The organism is Amniculibacterium aquaticum, from assembly GCF_003852705.1.
GTDB lineage: Bacteria > Bacteroidota > Bacteroidia > Flavobacteriales > Weeksellaceae > Amniculibacterium > Amniculibacterium aquaticum.
In genome coordinates this window covers 17,126-34,723 of the sequence record NZ_REFA01000017.1, presented here as the reverse complement: position 1 = coordinate 34,723, position 17,598 = coordinate 17,126, and the positions used below count along the sequence as shown (strand labels likewise).

General features: G+C 37.6%; 17 protein-coding genes. 5 read left to right on the top strand and 12 right to left on the bottom strand.

Annotated features, from left to right (window positions below):
- Positions 1–525 precede the first annotated feature (525 nt).
- From EIY84_RS08575 to EIY84_RS08555, 5 genes are all read right to left on the bottom strand, one after another.
- Positions 526–1,944, bottom strand: coding sequence for an L-serine ammonia-lyase (locus EIY84_RS08575; protein WP_124642214.1), 1,419 nt, complete (start codon positions 1,942–1,944; stop codon positions 526–528).
- A 225-nt stretch (positions 1,945–2,169) separates the two neighbouring features.
- Entirely contained in the window at positions 2,170–2,811 is a 642-nt protein-coding gene (locus EIY84_RS08570) for an alpha/beta hydrolase (protein ID WP_124642212.1), read from the bottom strand.
- 54 nt (positions 2,812–2,865) lie between these two features.
- Complete coding sequence (locus tag EIY84_RS08565) at positions 2,866–3,471, bottom strand: YceI family protein (RefSeq protein WP_124642210.1); 606 nt, start codon at positions 3,469–3,471, stop codon at positions 2,866–2,868.
- 76 nt (positions 3,472–3,547) lie between these two features.
- Positions 3,548–4,132: a YceI family protein gene (locus EIY84_RS08560; protein ID WP_124642208.1), complete on the bottom strand. Its 585-nt coding sequence runs from the start codon at positions 4,130–4,132 to the stop codon at positions 3,548–3,550.
- A gap of 23 nt (positions 4,133–4,155) precedes the next feature.
- Positions 4,156–5,208: a glucokinase gene (locus EIY84_RS08555; protein ID WP_124642206.1), complete on the bottom strand. Its 1,053-nt coding sequence runs from the start codon at positions 5,206–5,208 to the stop codon at positions 4,156–4,158.
- A gap of 278 nt (positions 5,209–5,486) precedes the next feature.
- On the opposite strand from EIY84_RS08555, the gene EIY84_RS08550 reads away from it, so the two are divergent.
- Both EIY84_RS08550 and EIY84_RS08545 read left to right on the top strand, forming a co-directional pair.
- The gene (locus EIY84_RS08550; protein WP_124642204.1) at positions 5,487–7,982 is read left to right on the top strand and encodes a M1 family metallopeptidase; all 2,496 of its coding nucleotides are present in this window, start codon (positions 5,487–5,489) and stop codon (positions 7,980–7,982) included.
- Between the two features lie 146 nt (positions 7,983–8,128).
- Positions 8,129–9,061: a bifunctional riboflavin kinase/FAD synthetase gene (locus tag EIY84_RS08545; RefSeq protein ID WP_124642202.1), complete on the top strand. Its 933-nt coding sequence runs from the start codon at positions 8,129–8,131 to the stop codon at positions 9,059–9,061.
- Positions 9,062–9,065: 4 nt separating this feature from the next.
- Here EIY84_RS08545 and EIY84_RS08540 read toward each other — a convergent pair whose 3' ends face one another.
- Positions 9,066–9,419 carry an MmcQ/YjbR family DNA-binding protein gene (locus EIY84_RS08540; protein ID WP_124642199.1) on the bottom strand — a complete coding sequence of 118 codons (354 nt, stop codon included), beginning with the start codon at positions 9,417–9,419 and terminating at the stop codon, positions 9,066–9,068.
- 47 nt (positions 9,420–9,466) lie between these two features.
- Between EIY84_RS08540 and EIY84_RS08535 the strand changes: the two genes are divergently transcribed.
- Complete coding sequence (locus EIY84_RS08535) at positions 9,467–10,123, top strand: NAD(P)H-binding protein (RefSeq protein WP_124642197.1); 657 nt, start codon at positions 9,467–9,469, stop codon at positions 10,121–10,123.
- Here EIY84_RS08535 and EIY84_RS08530 read toward each other — a convergent pair.
- The 3 genes from EIY84_RS08530 to queG form a co-directional block, all read right to left on the bottom strand.
- Positions 10,120–10,908: a patatin-like phospholipase family protein gene (locus EIY84_RS08530; RefSeq protein ID WP_124642194.1), complete on the bottom strand. Its 789-nt coding sequence runs from the start codon at positions 10,906–10,908 to the stop codon at positions 10,120–10,122. The genes EIY84_RS08535 and EIY84_RS08530 overlap by 4 nt on opposite strands.
- Before the next feature lie 66 nt (positions 10,909–10,974).
- Complete coding sequence (gene lpdA, locus EIY84_RS08525; RefSeq protein WP_124642192.1) at positions 10,975–12,366, bottom strand: dihydrolipoyl dehydrogenase; 1,392 nt, start codon at positions 12,364–12,366, stop codon at positions 10,975–10,977.
- A 44-nt stretch (positions 12,367–12,410) separates the two neighbouring features.
- Positions 12,411–13,364, bottom strand: a complete 954-nt coding sequence (gene queG / locus EIY84_RS08520) for a tRNA epoxyqueuosine(34) reductase QueG (RefSeq protein ID WP_124642190.1) — start codon at positions 13,362–13,364, stop codon at positions 12,411–12,413.
- A gap of 55 nt (positions 13,365–13,419) precedes the next feature.
- Here queG and EIY84_RS08515 point away from each other — a divergent pair, with 55 nt between their 5' ends.
- Positions 13,420–13,710 carry a rhodanese-like domain-containing protein gene (locus tag EIY84_RS08515; RefSeq protein WP_124642189.1) on the top strand — a complete coding sequence of 97 codons (291 nt, stop codon included), beginning with the start codon at positions 13,420–13,422 and terminating at the stop codon, positions 13,708–13,710.
- A gap of 106 nt (positions 13,711–13,816) precedes the next feature.
- Positions 13,817–14,101, top strand: a complete 285-nt coding sequence (locus EIY84_RS08510; RefSeq protein ID WP_124642187.1) for a rhodanese-like domain-containing protein — start codon at positions 13,817–13,819, stop codon at positions 14,099–14,101.
- A gap of 52 nt (positions 14,102–14,153) precedes the next feature.
- Here the strand turns inward: EIY84_RS08510 and EIY84_RS08505 are convergent, their stop codons facing one another.
- The 3 genes from EIY84_RS08505 to EIY84_RS08495 all read right to left on the bottom strand — a co-directional run bounded on the left by EIY84_RS08505 (position 14,154) and on the right by EIY84_RS08495 (position 17,585).
- The gene (locus EIY84_RS08505; RefSeq protein WP_394336900.1) at positions 14,154–15,143 is read right to left on the bottom strand and encodes an NAD(P)H-dependent flavin oxidoreductase; all 990 of its coding nucleotides are present in this window, start codon (positions 15,141–15,143) and stop codon (positions 14,154–14,156) included.
- A gap of 68 nt (positions 15,144–15,211) precedes the next feature.
- On the bottom strand, positions 15,212–16,573 hold the full coding sequence (locus tag EIY84_RS08500; protein ID WP_124642185.1) for a peptidylprolyl isomerase: 1,362 nt from the start codon (positions 16,571–16,573) through the stop codon (positions 15,212–15,214).
- 91 nt (positions 16,574–16,664) lie between these two features.
- On the bottom strand, positions 16,665–17,585 hold the full coding sequence (locus EIY84_RS08495) for a PfkB family carbohydrate kinase (RefSeq protein ID WP_124642182.1): 921 nt from the start codon (positions 17,583–17,585) through the stop codon (positions 16,665–16,667).
- Positions 17,586–17,598 lie beyond the last annotated feature (13 nt).

Below are 17,598 nucleotides of genomic sequence, written 5' to 3'. Positions count from 1 at the left end.
AAAAAATAAATCAGATAATATCAAAGCTCCAGAGGAGCGACCTATCCTATTTTCCTATTGCCATTCAATCCTTCGATTCATTTGTGTTTTATATCGGACAACAATGAAATGATTTATATTTTAATTATTTCATCCTTCTCTGGAGTTAACAAATCTAAATGATTACCACATTTAGAATAGGAATTACATATCCAACAATTTCCAAAAATTTGACTTTTAAAATCCTTATAGTGTTTTAATCTACATTCTAAGGAACAAGTAAATTTTTGAAATGAAAAATAATTATAATCATATAGATTATCCCTATTCTTATAGAAAAACTTAAAATCATTTTTCACTGAAACCACTTTAAACAAATAAACTGAATTTCCATAAGCTACTTTTAACTTCATAACTGTTTTTTTATGATTAATAACAAATATACAACACAAAAAAAAACAAATTATTTTTGCTAAACTTCAGTTCAAAATTATACAATTAGAATATGGTTGGTTCGTTTTTATACTTTAATATTTCAAAAAAAAACTAACATTCCGGTACATTTACCGAAATGGCCAAGCCACCTTCGGAGGTTTCTTTGAAGCGTTCGCTCATGGATTGTGCCGTATCCCACATGGATTGTATCACGGCGTCTAAACTTACCTTTGCACTTTCCGGATCGCTGTCTAGAGCAATTTGTGCTGCTGTAATGGCTTTTATGGCTCCCATGGAATTTCTTTCTATACACGGGATTTGTACCAAACCTCCGATCGGGTCACAAGTGAGTCCCAAATGGTGTTCCATAGCGATTTCTGCAGCCATCAAGACCTGACCTGGAGTTCCGCCCAAAATTTCGGTTAACCCCGCTGCAGCCATTGCCGAAGAAACACCTATTTCTGCTTGGCAACCGCCCATTGCTGCGGAAATGGTTGCATTTTTCTTGAAAAGAGTACCAATCTCACCTGCAACTAAAAGAAAGCGGATAATATTATCATCGCCTTTACCTTCTGTAAAAAGTTGAGAATACATCAATACCGCAGGGATAACTCCACTAGCACCGTTGGTAGGAGCAGTAATGATCCTTCCAAAGCTTGCATTTTCTTCGTTCACCGCCAAAGCAAAACACGATACCCAACGCGAAATTTGAGTAAAACTTCTGTCCGTATCGGCAATCATGGTGTACCATTCGTCGAGGTTTTTATAGATTTTTTCGCCCAACAATCTACGGTTAAACTCAGGAGCTCTTCTTTTCACTTTCAATCCACCCGGCAATATTCCTTCTTTGTTCACGCCTTTGTAGATGCATTCTTTGATGTGTTTCCAGATGTACAATGCTTGATTCTCGGTCTCTTCACGAGTTCTCCAACTTTCTTCATTCAGAAATATAAGATCTGAAATTTTGGACAGACCTAACTTTTCTACATTTCTTTTGATATCTTCGCCATGATGACAAGGGTACAGAGTACGCACACAATTGCTTTCTATGGAATTTTCTTCTTTGGTAGCTACAAAACCACCACCCACGGAATAATAATCTTGAGAGATTTCATCACCGTTTTCGAAAATGGCTTTGAAGATCATTCCGTTGGGATGAAAATCTAGGGATTTGGATTTATTAAGAATTAAATGATGTCCGTAGATGAAGGGTATTTTTTTGACACCGCCAAGATTCATGATTTGTGAAGATTTTATTTCTTCGACTTTTACATCAATTTTTGTGGTATCTATGGTGATGAAGTTTTCACCTGAAAGTCCTAGCATCCCAGCAATATCGGTACCGTGACCGATGCCTGTCTTTGCCAATGAGCCAAAAAACTCTACAAAAACTTCCTTAACATCTTCAATTTTATGAGTTCTCTGGATGAGTTCTAAAAAAAGTTGTGCAGCATTCCAAGGTCCCATGGTATGCGAACTGGATGGGCCGATGCCGACTTTTATAATTTCAAAAACACTTATCGATTGCATAGTACAAAAATAGCGAAAAAGTCTTTCATTTTCGTTATAAAAACAATAAGAACCTGTGATATTTTTGCTATCCCAAAAACTGCTGCTTCATAGCTAAAAATCTTTTCCTGATCTTCTAGCCCGGATGGAAGCGGCATCCTTTTGTATGCCTTGGGAAAAGCCTTGGCACAAAAGATACAGCGTACAGCCGGACCGGGATTGAAAGCATCTTAAATGGTGAAGCTACTAATCCAAAATTTGTTGTAAAATTTCGGAAACCTCTTTGGCTTTGGTGAGCGGGAAAAGATGGGTACCGCCTTTAATGACAAAGTCGGGTTTGGAATTTTTGATGGGGAAAACGATGTCTTTGTCACCCAATATCTGAATAATTTCGGCATTGGATTGGTGTTTCCATTCTGCAATTTTTTCGATGGACCATTTGAGGTAATAGGCATTTCGGACTGTAAAATAGTCTAAAACTTTAGGGTTTTTGGAGTCGAAGAGTTTGCGTAAAAAAGAATATGCTGTGATGTTTTTTTCGTTGAAAAATCGTTCGGGCAGCAACTTAGGAATTTTGGTTATCTTACCTAAATTAATGAATTTTGACTTCTCCAAATCCGATTTTATAGAACCCAAGATGATGACTTTTTCGGCTGGAAAAATTTGGTTAATTTCCTGTACCACAATCCCGCCAAAAGAATATCCCAAAAGTACAAAAGGCTTGGAAGTATCGATTTTCGCAGCCATTCTGTTGACATAGCTGTGGAAATCTTCTTTTTTTTCAGGGATCAGCCAGTCCAGAAAAACCACTTCATATCTTGATGGAAATTGCAATTTTTCTAGGACTTTGTAATCGGCTCCCAAACCGCTGATCGTATAAAGTTTCATAATTTTTTTTGAAAAAAAAAGAGCAACCAAACAGCTGCTCTTGAGTTATATAAATTATTTGGTGGCTAATTTAACCTGGATATCCATTTCGTCTTTGATGACATAGTCTTTGATTCCCGGTTTGTAGAAGACATTGAACTCGTGCCTGTTGATGGTAATTTTTGCCGTTTCCATGCTTACAGAATACCCGTTGATGTTGACATTTGCAGGGAAAGAAATGGTTTTTCTTTTGCCTTTTATGGTTACTTCGCCAATGACAAGAGAGTTGAAACCGTCGTTTTTATCGTTTGGCAACACTTTGGAAATGTGGAAAAGTGCTAATGGATATTTTTTAACATCGAAAAAGTTAGAGCTTTTTAGATCTTTGGTCCATTTTTCCTTGTCGGCACCTGCGGCATTGTCAATGGTTAATGAACGCATATCGATGATAAAATCGGCATCGATCAGTTTTCCGTCTTTGAAGTTGAACTTACCATTTTTCAATTTTAATTGTCCGTTGTGGCTAAAAGGTTCGCTTCTGATGATTTTGTAGCCCCACCAATTAACGGATGAACTGATTACTTTAGAGGATTTTTCGCCTACCAACTGAACGGTTTTCATTTGTGATGTTGCGAAGAAAAACCCAACAAACATGAAAACTAAAAGAGAAAATTTTTTCATTCTTAAAAATTATTTAAACATTGACCAAAAATATAAAAAGAAAATGAAAAAGCACAAGTTTTTTTGAGATGTTTTATTACTTGGCCATGAATTTCACCGTCATCTCCACTTCATTTTTCAGAATCATATCTTCGAAGATGTTGTAATTCAGGTCATAATCTTTTCTATTGAAAGTAAATAATGCCGATTGAACGGTAGTTTTATTTCCATCATTACTAACAAAAACAGGAAAAGAAATGGGTTTGGACACATTTCGGATGGTTAGATTTCCGGAAAAAATGTAGTTGTATTTTTTATCGTTATTGGGCTTTACTGTAGTTAATTTGAAAAAAGCGGTTGGAAAATTCTTCACATCAAAAAAATCGTCGCTTTTCAGATGATTTTCCAGCATGAGTTTCATTTTTTTATTTCCTTTCATATCATCGGCCAAAATGGTGGACAGATCGATGATGAAATTACCGCCTACAATTTCGTTATTGCTGTTGGTTACGATATTTCCAGCTTTTAGTTTTACAGTCCCCCAATGCGACATGGCATCAGCATTTAGGGCTTTGTATGCTTTCCAAGTGATGGTTGAGTTTTGAATTTTCTTGTTCGCCTGTCCAAAAGCCAAACCGGAGATCAGCAAAAGTGCTGCTGTTAAATTTTTAAATGAATGCATGAGATTTAAACTTTTTTTTCTGATTAATCTTCAGAAAAAGCAGCAAAATAGGCTGCACCGTAAAGTGAAATTTTATGATTGGTTACGATATGTATCGGAATTTCTTTTAATAAATTTTCCATTTTATCACTAATTTTAAATTTATCATAAAAACTTTGCCAACTGATGTGCTTTTTCAATAATATAGGCAGTTCACCTGCCAATACCAAACCTCCTGTAGCTTTCAATTTCAGTGCCAAACTGTTGGCTTCTCTGGCCAAAAATTCCAAATAAGTTTCTATGGTAACTTGGCAAATTGACACTTTCTCTTCTACTGCTGCGGAATACAATTGTTGACTAAAATCGCCCTGACAAAGGTAATCGTTTAACCATTCCGGTTCTGGATGCCTTTTGACATCCCTCAGAAAGCGGTAGATGTTGTACAATCCGTGTTTTGAAAGCACATGTTCCCAGGTGACAATTCCGTAAATATGATTGAGAAACTGATAAAATTCGACTTCGACATTGGTTCTTGGCGAAAATTCGCAGTGCCCACCTTCTGTAGCAAAGGGGCGAAGGTATTTTCCATCATAAAAAAGTCCGGCTTCACCCAGTCCATTTCCAGGAGCTATAACCGCCATATTCCCTTTTGGAATGGTATTTTCTGGCTGAAAGACGGTTACCAATTGCGGATCCGATACGCCGGCCAAACCATAAGCAGCAGCTTCTAAATCGTTGATGAGACACACCCTTTCTACACCCAATTTTTCTTTCAAATCGTAGGCATCCAATTCCCAATGCAATCGTTTGGGGTTGGACTTTCCGTGCAAAACAAAACCCGGCAAAGAGGCCACAATTCTTGTGATATTTTCCAACTGATGGTTTCTAATAAAATACCCAATCATATCTTCGAAATCCGAAAAATTATGGGTATCTACAATTTCTTCTTTTTGCAAATAGACGCAACCGTCTTTGACCATAAAAAGTCCTAGAATACTGGTTTCTTCGCCTAAGTCAGCCACAAGAATGGTACTGTCATTATCCTGTCTTTTCTTCAGTCCTGGCAGGTACAATTTGAATTTGGAGTTGGCAATCATGACAAATGGTTTTCATCAAAGATAATAATAGAATTCAATAATTTAAAATATTTTTTCATTATTTTGAATTATTTACATAACAATCTTAAATTTTGTTAAAATTCACAACAAAAACCGTTTAATTCAATAAATTTCAAAATTCAACTTTTACATCTGTTCCAAAAAACATTAACTTTGTTGAATTGCAAAAAAAATCAAAAGAAACAAGGACCAATTGACCTTTAGAAACTTCAATGGAATGAAAATTCAAGATTAGGTCAAAAAATTAACAACTAAAAATGAAGAAAATAATCGTATCCGCAGTACTTCTAGCAGCTGTATTGCCATTCAATCTTATCCAAGCTCAAACGGCTACCTCTGGCAGAACTCCCATTTACAGAGCTACTCACAACAAAATGACCGAGTTAAAACACACCAAACTAAAGGTCAGCTTCGATTATCAAAAAGAACAAGTTAATGGGGAAGAATGGTTGACAGCGAGTCCCTACTTCTACCCTACAGACTCTTTGGTACTGAATGCCAAAGGCATGTTGATCCATGAAATTTCTTTGGATAAAAAACCATTGAAATACGATTATAAAAACGATATCCTTAAAATAAATCTGGATAAAACCTATCAGAAAAATCAAGACTATACCGTCTATATCAAATACACGGCAAGACCCAATGAGGTAAAACAAAAAGGGTCTGCAGCCATCAACGATGCCAAAGGTTTGTACTTTATCAACGCTCAAGGAAAAGATTCAAACAAAGCAACACAAATCTGGACCCAAGGAGAGACCGAATCGTCTTCGGCATGGTTCCCTACCATTGACAAAACCAACCAAAAAACCACTCAGGAAATTTACATGACGGTTCCTGACAAATACATCACCCTTTCCAACGGGATCCTTAAAGAGCAAAAGAAAGAATCTGGCGGATTGAGAACCGACCATTGGGTGATGGACAAAAAGCATTCTCCGTACTTATTTTTCATGGGTGTTGGCGACTATGCCGTGATTAAGGACAAATGGAGAAATATCGCTGTAGATTATTATGTAGAAAAAGAATACGAACCGTATGCACAACAAATTTTCGGAAATACTCCGGAAATGATGGAATTTTTCTCTAAAAAATTAAATTATGATTATCCTTGGCAAAAATACGCTCAAATAACCGGTCAAGACTACATTTCTGGTGCTATGGAAAACACGACCTGCACCCTGCACGGATCTTCGGCACAGCAAAAACCGGGTCAATTAATCGATGAAAACAAATGGGAAAACACCATCGCCCACGAGTTATTCCATCATTGGTTTGGAGATTTGGTTACCGCTGAAAGCTGGAGCAACCTGACTGTAAATGAATCTTTCGCCAACTACTCCGAATATTTGTGGAACGAATACAAATACGGAAAAGATGCCGCCGATTATCATTTGATGAGCGATGTTGGAATGTACCTGCACAATCCACGAGATTTCAAAAAAGATTTGGTACGATTCGATTACGAATCTCGTGAAGATGTTTTCGATTTGGTGACCTACCAAAAAGGAGGCGGAATCTTGCACATGCTTAGAAATTACTTGGGCGACGATGCTTTTTTCGCGGGCATTACTGACTTCTTGAAAACCAACGAATATCAAAATGCAGAAGCGCATCAGTTGAGGCTGTCGTTCGAAAAAGTTTCAGGAAAAGATCTCAACTGGTTTTTCAACCAATGGTATTTTGGCAGTGGAAATCCTAAAATCTCGTACAGTTACACCTTTGAACCTGTAAAAAAAGAAACCACACTGACCATTACCCAAAACCAAGATCAGTATTTTGAATTCCCACTAACCGTAGATGTTTTTGTTGATGGAAAAGCCCAAAGACAAAAAATTTGGGTAGATGCCAAACAAAAAAATTCGTTTAACTTTTCCAACACCAAAACTCCGGAGCTCATCAATCTAAACCCCGACGGGATCTTAGTTGCCGACATCAATGACGACAAAACAAATGCACAATATCTCAGTCAATATTTAGGTACCAAAGATTTTTACGGACGATACCAAGCGGTTAAGAAGGTGGCTGAAAACACAAGCAAAGACGAAGCCTCTATAAAGCTACTAACGGCAGCTTTGAAAGATCCTTTTTTCAGAACAAAAATTAAGGCATTGAACGGTTTGGATCTCACACAAAATGCTTCAAAAAACACCATTGCCGAAGTGGAAAAATTAGCCACCAACGATGCAAAAACTTTGGTACAAGCTGCTGCAATTTCATCTTTGGTCAAAACAAAAAATCCAAAATATTTAGGCATTTACGAGAAAGGATCAACCGCCGTTTCCAATGCTGTAAAAAGTGCATCACTTAGTGGTTTGGCTAGTTTGAATTCGGATAAAATAAAAGAAATACTGTCCAACATCGACCTTGAAGGCTCCAATGAAGAGGAATTGACCAATCTTTTACCCCTAATTGTTAAAAACAAAATTGAAAAGCAAATGCCTGCCATTGGACAGGTGGTTGCCTTTTATCCGTTCTTGAAATTTCAAGATATCGAATTAGGAAAAACTGCTGAAGAAGGCTTTAACTGGATCATGTCCTCCGACAATATAAAAGCTACTGAAAGCATCACCAAGCTTTTGATAATGGCAAAATCCCAAATGCCGGATAACCCTCAGGTAAAAATGATGCTATCGCAAATGTTAAAAGACGGTTTGGCTAAAAAAATGACGGTTTTGAAAGCCAACCCCAACAGTCCGACCATCAACCAACAAATTGATGCCATTAACAAAGCGATAGAAGCTTACAAATAAGTCGTACTTATTTGCCAAAGCTATTGGCGAATGGTTTTAAAATCCTTATCATCAAATTTTGATAAGGATTTTTTTATGGATTTTAAACCCTAAAAGTCATCGAAATACCCTATTTTTGCAACTTCAAAAAAAAGCCTCAAGCTACAGTGAAACTCATCAAGCAATTAGAAAATTATTCAGCTAAAAAACCTTTGGTATTGTCCTTAGGAATGTTTGATGGGGTGCATTTGGGGCATCAATCGATCATTCATCATCTGAAAGAAAAATCTCAAGAGATTCCGAATTCGGAAACGGCAATTCTCACTTTTTGGCCACATCCGAGATTGGTGATCAACCCAAATGATGATTTGCAACTTCTGAATACGATAGATGAAAAAGCCCATCTCTTGGAGAAATTCGGTATAGACCATCTTATTTTAAAAACTTTTGATGAAGAATTTAGAAACCTGAGTGGTGAAGAATTTGTACGAAAAATTTTAGTCGAAAAACTGAATGTAAAATATTTGGTCATTGGTCACGATCATGTTTTTGGAAAAAATAAAAGTGGAAATTTTGAACTTTTAAAAACCTTAGGTTCGGAATTGGATTATGAAGTTGAGCAAATGGATGCTGTGAACATTCACAACCACAACATTTCATCTACAAAGATTAGAAAAGCCCTTTCCGAAAGCTCCATTTCTGAAGCCAACGAAATGTTAGGATATCCCTACTCCATTTCGGGAACGGTTATTCATGGTAAAAAAATTGGCAGAACCATAGGTTTTCCAACTGCAAATTTAGATTGGGATCCTATAAAAATTCTCCCCAAAAAAGGAGCTTATATTGTGGAAGTTATTCATGAAAACACGGTATACAAAGGGATGCTAAGCATTGGCAACAACCCAACCGTCAATGGCCAACAACTAACCGTGGAGGTGAACATCTTGGATTTTTCAGAAGAAATTTACGATCAAAAAATAGAAGTCCATTTCAAGGAATTTTTGCACGATGAGATAAAATTCGAATCTTTGGAGAAATTGATAGAACGACTAAAAGAAGACGAAGAATTGACCAGAAAATATTTTCAAAAACTACCGTAAAAACTTACAAATTCTCGATTTCAACTTTTACTTTTTTGGTTAAAGATTGATAAACCAAATCGTAAGAATGATCGATCAATTCCAGAATTAATGCCGGCAAAAGGCCTTCGCAAAGCACAGAGTTCCAATGGGTTTTGTTCATGTGATAAGCTCCAGAAATTTGAAAATAGCGTTCTCGTAACTCTTCCGACCAATCAGGATTTGCCTTAGCCGAAAAAACAATGGGATGATTTTCCAAAGCCATCAACAGAAATATTTTCCCACCTACTTTGAACACCAAAGTATCTTGATCAAAAGGGAAACTTTCGGTCACCCCTTTTTTGGATAAACAATATTGCCGTATTTCTTCTGCTTCCATAGCTCTTTATTTCATTCAAAAATACTAAATTTAAACAAAATTAAACAATGAAAGCCGTAATTATTGGAGCCACAGGAGCCACAGGAAAAGATCTTTTACAAGAACTTTTGCAATCGGAAAATACAGATGCCGTACTTTCTTTGGGCAGAAAGCCACTTGACATACAACATCCAAAACTCAACCATTGCATCATCAATTTTGATCAATACGATCAATGGAAAAATTTGGTAAAAGGTGATATTGCTTTTTCATGCTTGGGTACTACCTTGAAAGCTGCAGGAAGCAAGAAGTTGCAAAAGAAAATCGATTTTGATTATCAATTGAATTTTGCAAAAGCAGCACGGGAAAACGGAACAGAACACTTCATCTTGATATCGTCCTACGGCGCAAACTCCCATTCCAAATTATTCTATTCTAAAATGAAAGGAGAATTAGAAGAAGAAATCATTCGATTAAAATTCCCTCAACTCCGCATTTTTCAACCCGGATTGTTGTTCAGAAAAAATTCGGATAGATTAGGAGAACGATGGTCGGTTAGTATTTTAAACGGGATCACAAAGTTTACATTTTTCAAGAAATACAAGCCATTACCAACATCAATTTTAGCAAAAGCCATGTTGAAGATTTCCCAAAACAAGGAAAAGGGGTTAAGATTCATCAGACTTCAAGAAATTTGGACAGAATCGGAAGAAAACAACAATTAAATTGCAATTTCCTCATCGCCCCAAGAATAGGTTTCCTGAGCCGACTGATAACCCAAGTCGTATATTTCTTGCAATCGAGAAGCTTTTTTCTCAAAGGTACCAAATTGAGCCAAATCTTGAGAAGTGATGAACCAATCGCAGTAGGCAAATTTATATTGCTCGGTTCGATACGATATTAAGTCATACGACCTTGATATTACCGATTTTATAGAATCCAAATCTTTAGGCTGAACACTTTGAGGTGGAGAGAGAAAAACTCCAATAATTTTATCGCAATCAAACCGAATAATGTCTGCCGGAAAATTATTAAGTACGCCGCCGTCACAATAGACTTTATCGTCTTTGATAAAAGGTACAGAAATCCCCGGGATAGAGCACGATGCACTTACAGCGTCAATCAAGTTAAACTCCTTATCAAAAACCACTTGACTGCCGCTAACCATTTCGGTTGCAACAATTTTTAAATCCACCTCCAAATCACCAATTTTCAAATCTCCCAATATGGGTTCTAGATGTTCTCTGAAAGTAGTGCTGGACAAAAAACCGGATTTACTAATGGTCAGGTGTTTCCAACTAAACAGATAAATGGACTGAAAAAAGTGAAGAATTTCCTCAGGACTTTTGCCCACTGAATACAAAGCAGCAACGATAGAACCCGCACTGCAGCATGCAATACGGTCAACAGCAATGTCTTTTTCGTTCAAAAACTTAAGTACTCCGGCGTGAGCCACACCTTTTGTTCCACCACCGGAAAGTACCAATCCTATTGTTTCGATATTTTCCATGTATCAAATATAACAAAAAAACCACAGAATTTCTGTGGTTTTAATCATATTTTGGAATATATTATGTTAAATATGGATTACCTCTCCATACGCTGCAGCTACAGCTTCCATCACCGCTTCAGAAATGGTTGGATGTGGATGGATGGATTTTAGGATTTCGTGACCTGTAGTTTCTAGTTTTCTAGCAACAACAGCTTCGGCAATCATGTCGGTTACACCGTCACCTACCATGTGGCAACCAAGCCACTCTCCGTATTTGGCATCGAAAATAACTTTGATAAAACCATCGGTATCTCCGTTTGCGGTAGCTTTTCCAGAAGCCGAGAATGGGAATTTGCCCACTTTCAGTTCATAACCTTTCTCTTTGGCTTGCTTTTCTGTAAGACCTACAGAAGCTACTTCTGGGTGACAGTAGGTACATCCAGGGATGTTTCCGTAGTCAATTTTTTCAGTATGTATGCCTTTAATTTTCTCAACACATGTAATTCCTTCTGCAGAAGCGACATGAGCAAGAGCTTGAGTTGGAAGGATATCTCCAATGGCATAATATCCCGGTACAGAAGTTTCGTACCACTCGTTGACCAAAACTCTACCTTTATCGGTCTTAATTCCTACTTCTTCCAGACCAATTCCTTCTATGTTGGCAGCGATACCTACCGCAGAAAGTAAAACATCTGCTTCTAAAGTTACATTTCCAGAAGCCGTTTTCACAGAAGCTTTCACACCGTTTCCGCTGGTATCTACAGATTCAACAGAAGCGTTGGTCATGATTTCGATACCGGATTTTTTCAACGATTTTTCAAGGTGTTTAGACACATCTTCGTCCTCAACCGGAACAATGCTTGGCATAAACTCTACGATGGTTACTTTTGTCCCCATTGCGTTATAGAAGTCTGCAAACTCTACTCCAATAGCTCCAGAACCTACAACGATCATGGATTTTGGTTGTTCTGGCAATGTCAATGCTTGTCTGTATCCGATGACCTTCACTCCATCTTGTGGAAGATTTGGCAATACTCTGGATCTTGCACCTGTTGCAATAATGATGTGAGGAGCTGCATATTCTTGTACTTTTCCATCTTTATCCGTTACTGAAACTTTTTTACCGGGTTTTACGGTAGCAGTTCCAAGGATCACATCAATTTTATTTTTTTTCATTAAGAATTGGATACCGCCGCTCATTTTTTGAGCAACGCCACGGCTTCTTTGAACCACTTTGGTAAAATCGAACCCGGGATTTTCAACTTTATTCAAACCGTAGTCTTCAGCATGTTTCAAATAATTGAAAACATGAGCAGATTTCAACAAAGCTTTCGTTGGGATACAACCCCAGTTAAGACAGATACCTCCAAGGTTTTCTTTTTCAATAATAGCAGTTTTAAAACCAAGTTGTGCCGCTCTGATGGCTGTTACATAACCACCGGGACCACTTCCAATAACAATGATATCGTAGTTCATTTTCAGAATTTATTTTTGCGAATATACGGATTTTTCTTATTATTTTAATCGACAGAAAAAACCTCATCCTTGCTGGAATCTAAAAACTCAATATTTCTTTTTAAACCCGCAAATTTTGTCCTTTTCACAGGTGATTTTCTAAAGATTTCTGAGAACATCTCTTGGGTTATCTCTCGCCATTCTTTTTTGGTATAGGATTTTAAAAAATCGTTGGGCCGGAACCGGTCTTCGTTGTGCGGCAGGGCAAAACGATTCCACGGACAGACATCTTGACAGATATCGCAACCAAACATCCAATCGTCCATTTTACCCATAAACTCCGAGGGAAGTTCGTTTTTCAGTTCTATGGTTAGATACGAAATGCATTTGCTCCCATTAATCACTCGGTCCGAGACAATCGCATCGGTAGGACATGCATCAATGCACTTTCTGCACGAACCACAATGATCGGTTACGGCATGATCTGTTTCCAATTCTAAATCGCAAATAATTTCTGCTAAAAACTGAAAAGATCCTCGTTGTTTGGTCAACAGCAAAGCATTTTTTCCGACCCATCCCAATCCTGATTTTTTGGCCCAGGCTTTTTCTAAAACCGGTGCCGAATCGGTGAAAATCCTAAACGAGAACTCGCCTATTTCTTCTTGCAATTCGACCAACATCTCCCGAAGAATGTCCTTGATCACCTCATGATAATCTTGTGCATAAGCGTATTTTGAAATTTTAAAATTCTCCAGGGTAGAAAGTTTCTCTTCAGGAAAATAATTGTAGGACAAAGAAATAACCGATTTTGCTCCATCCACCAAAAGTCTGGGATCCAACCGTTTATCAAAGTGATTTTCCAAATATTTCATCTCGCCCTGATAGTTATTTTTAAGATAATTTTCAAGAGGTTGCGCTTCAGATTCTAAAAAACCGGCTTGTGAAATCCCACACGATTGAAAACCAAATTTTTTGGCTTTGGATTTTATAAGATGAGAAAAATTTTCCTTTTGTGACATAAATTACTGTGCAAAGATAAGAGTTAATATACATTTGCATCAAAATATTAGTACAATGGACTTACAAGAAATATTGAAAACCGGCAATTATACCTTAATCGATGTTAGAGAACCGATTGAATTGGAGATGGATGGAAAATTTGAAGAAGCCATCAACATTCCTTTGGGCGAAATTGAGGGCCGACTGAATGAAATAAAAAACATTAGCAATCACAAAATTCTTTTTTGCAGAAGCGGAGGCCGATCGGCTTCGGCAGTACAGTTTCTACAAAACCACAACATCAACGATGTCAGCAACGGTGGTGGTTTTGGATTTTTGAACATGTTAATGGGAAACCAAAACTAAGAAGACAAAAAGCGACTTAGAAGACTCATCTTCGACTATTTTTTTTACAAAAACTTTCAATATTCGTATTGAAAGTTTTATTTTTGACCCATAAAAAAATAAAATCATGCTAGAAGAAATTTTAAAATCAGGGAACTACACCTTAATCGATGTTAGAGAACCTATGGAATTGGAAATGGATGGGGAAATGGATAATGCCATCAACATCCCTTTGGGTGAAGTTGAAGACCGTAAAGATGAAATTTTATCTCTAGAAGGTCCCGTTGTTCTTTTTTGTAAAAGCGGTAACCGTAGCGGAAAAGCTTTGGAGTTGCTAGAGTCCAACGGATTCAAAAACGGATACAACGGTGGTGGTTACGCTCAACTGAAAGACACCCTAGAAAATCTATAAAATAAATCCCTTGTCTAAACTGTGACAAGGGATTTTCTTTTGACATTATTTCCTAAATGGTTGGGTTAATAGATTGGTTAAATTCATTAATTAAATTTTCGAAGACTTTACTCACCGGTAAAATTTCATGAATCAGAGCCGAGCATTGTCCAATTTCCAATTCGCCTTCCACCAAATCTCCTTCAAACATTCCTTTTTTGGCTCTTGCTCTTCCCAAAGCCGTTTTTAGTTCTTCTGTATTTCTACCGGACTGGTAAATTTCTTCCAAATCGTGGAAGAATTTATTTTTCACCAACCGAACAGGTGCCAACTCTTTCAGGGTAAGATGCGTATCGCCTTCGTTCAGTTCAACAATTTTATCTTTCCAGTTCTGATGGGCACTTGCTTCTGTTGTTGCTGCAAATCGAGAACCTATCTGCACCCCATCGGCTCCTAGAATCATGGCAGCTTTCATTTGCGAACCCAAGGAAATTCCACCCGCTGCAATCAGTGGTTTGGTAATGTGTTTTCTAACATTTGGAATCAGACAAAGCGTGGTGGTTTCGTCTCTTCCGTTGTGTCCACCGGCTTCAAAACCTTCTGCAACAACCGCATCTACACCTGCGTCTTCGCATTTCATGGCGAATTTGGTCGAAGAAACCACATGAGCCACCTTCAGTCCTTCTTTTTGTAAGGCTTCGGTGTAGGTTTTCGGATTGCCTGCCGAGGTAAAAACGATTTTCACACCTTCTTCCAAAACGATGTTAATGACTTCGTCCAAATTGGGATAAAGCATGGGAATATTGACCCCGAAAGGTTTGTTGGTTGCTGCTTTGCATTTTTGAATATTTTCTCGTAAAACATCCGGATACATGCTTCCGGCACCGATCAGTCCCAAACCTCCGGCATTGGATACGGCAGAAGCCAATTTCCATCCGGAATGCCAGATCATACCGCCTTGGATGATGGGATACTGGATTTGAAATAAGTGGGTGATTTTGTTTCTATTTTCTTGCATATCTATTTGTTTTTTGGCCAAACCAAAGTCTATAAAACTACTCATGTTGGTAAAAATACAAATTTCGATTTGAACAAAAAAAACCCTCAATAAAAATTGAGGATAAATTTGTTTTATTTAGAAAGAGATTGCTTATTCCAGTCGGTTTTGAAGTTACAATCTTTATATCTTTTATCGATGGAGATGAATACATTTGGCAATTCGCCGTTCACCCATTTTTCTACGATTCCGTTTTTCTTATGGTTCAGTGCCATTTGTTTTACACGGTCATAGTCGGATTCTAAAGTAAGTTTATGCGCCGGGATTACCTCTTCTACTTTTACCAAAGCTACGGCTTTTCTTTTGTTGACATCTTCTTCAAAAACATCCGTCATATCGCCTTTATTAAGTCCGGCAATGTGGTAACCTAGAGTTGGAGGAAGGTTTAATTTTTCAATCTTATCACCGTTTTCATCGGCCATAACTCCGCCGTTAAATTTTGTTTTTTTATCGTCGGAATATTTGAATGCAGCTTCTTTAAAAGTCATTTTACCGTCCAAAATGCTTTGCTTTATTTTTTCCAATTCTTTCTTAGCATTCGCCATCTCTTCGTCGTTTGGAGTCGATTTAATCAAGATGTGCTTGGCATCGTATTTTTTACCTGCTTTTTTGATCAATTGAATGATATGAAACCCGAATTCGGATTCGATGGGATCAGAAATTTCACCTTCTTGCAAGTTAAGAGCTGCTGCTTCAAAAGGTTTTACCATTTGTCCTTTCGATATGTTTTTGTACAGACCACCGTTTGCAGCACTTCCTTCGTCTTCAGAATAAATTCTGGCTTGGCTGTCAAAAGATTCGCCTCCCAAAATATCTTGTTTTATTTTCTTCAAACGATCGATAATTTCTTGTTTATGGGCTTCGGTAAGCACAGGAAACATAGAGATTTTAGCCAAAGTTACTTCGTCTTTTACCTCAGGAAGTTGGTACTGATTGGTGGTATAGAAATTGGTAACTTCGTTGGGTGTTACATCTACTTTTTCGGTGATTCTTTGGTATTTTGACTGACCGTAATAGCTATCAATATCTATTTTTTCGATGGCATTTTTCATTTCGAAACCGGTACGGAATTTATAGGCATCCAGCATGGTTTTTTCGTCCGGGAAAGACATCAGCATTTGGTTGTACTTTTCGTTTGCTCTTTCACGGATTGCAGCATCTCTTTTCTCAATCAAAGTATCTTTTTTGGCTTCGTTGATCAAGAGTTTCTGGCTAAGAATTCTCTCCATAAATTGGCATTTGTCGGTAATTTTCTCACCTTGCTGTTTGGCATAGTTCATTTGCTCCTGTACATCGGACTCCAACACAATTTCGTTACCAATTACAGCCGCTATCCCGTCCACCATTTCACCTGGTTTCAATTGCGCATTCATTTTAACCGTAAAAAGGAGCATAAAAAATCCTAATATTAAGGTTAAATTTATTTTTTTCGTCATATTTAATTTTTAATAGAATTGCAAATATATAATTCTATGGACAATAGCGTCCAAAAATTAATGATAATTATTTCTTAAAATTGATATTTTATTAGATAACCACATCAAAAGTGGTAAGTTCTTTGAAGTCGTTCACGCGATTTAAGATATCGGTTTCTGTAATTTCTTCTAACCTTTCGGTTCCAAATTTCTCTACCGTAAACGATGCCATTGCAGAACCTGCGATAATGGCTGCTTTCATATTTTCAAAGGAAAAATCTCCTTTTTTCGCAAGGTAGGAAACAAAACCTCCGGCAAAAGTATCTCCTGCACCTGTTGGATCGAAAACCTCTTCTAATGGCAATGCCGGAATGGCAAAAATTCTCCCTTCATGGAAAAGCAAAGCACCGTGTTCTCCTTTTTTGATGATCACATATTTAGGTCCCAATTCGTGAATTTTTTTAGCGGCTTTCACCAAAGAATATTCTCCGGAAAGCTGTCTTGCTTCTTCGTCGTTGATGGTAATGACATCGGTTTTGGCAATAACTTCCATCAAAAGATCCCAAGTATGATCCATCCAAAAATTCATGGTATCCAAGACCACCAATTTTGGTCTGTTGTTCATTTTTTCTAATACCGAAAGTTGTACAGCAGGATGAAGATTCCCCATCAATAGAACTTCTGCATCTTGAGCCGATTCCGGAATTTTAGGATCGAAATTTTCCAAAACATTCAGCTCAGTAGCCAAAGTATCTCGAGTATTGAGATCGTTGTGGTACTTTCCGCTCCAGAAAAAGGTTTTTCCTTCTTTCACCATTTCTACACCGTCCAGGTTGATGCCTTTTCCGGTCATCATATCCAGATAATCTTGTGGAAAATCTCCACCGATTACGGACACCAAATGAACTGGAGTTTTCATAGCGGCAGCGGCAAGACCGATGTAAGTTGCAGCTCCACCTAATATTTTATCTGTTTTTCCGAAAGGGGTTTCAATGGCGTCAAAAGCAACCGTCCCTACTGCAATAAGTTTCATATTTTCTAAGTAT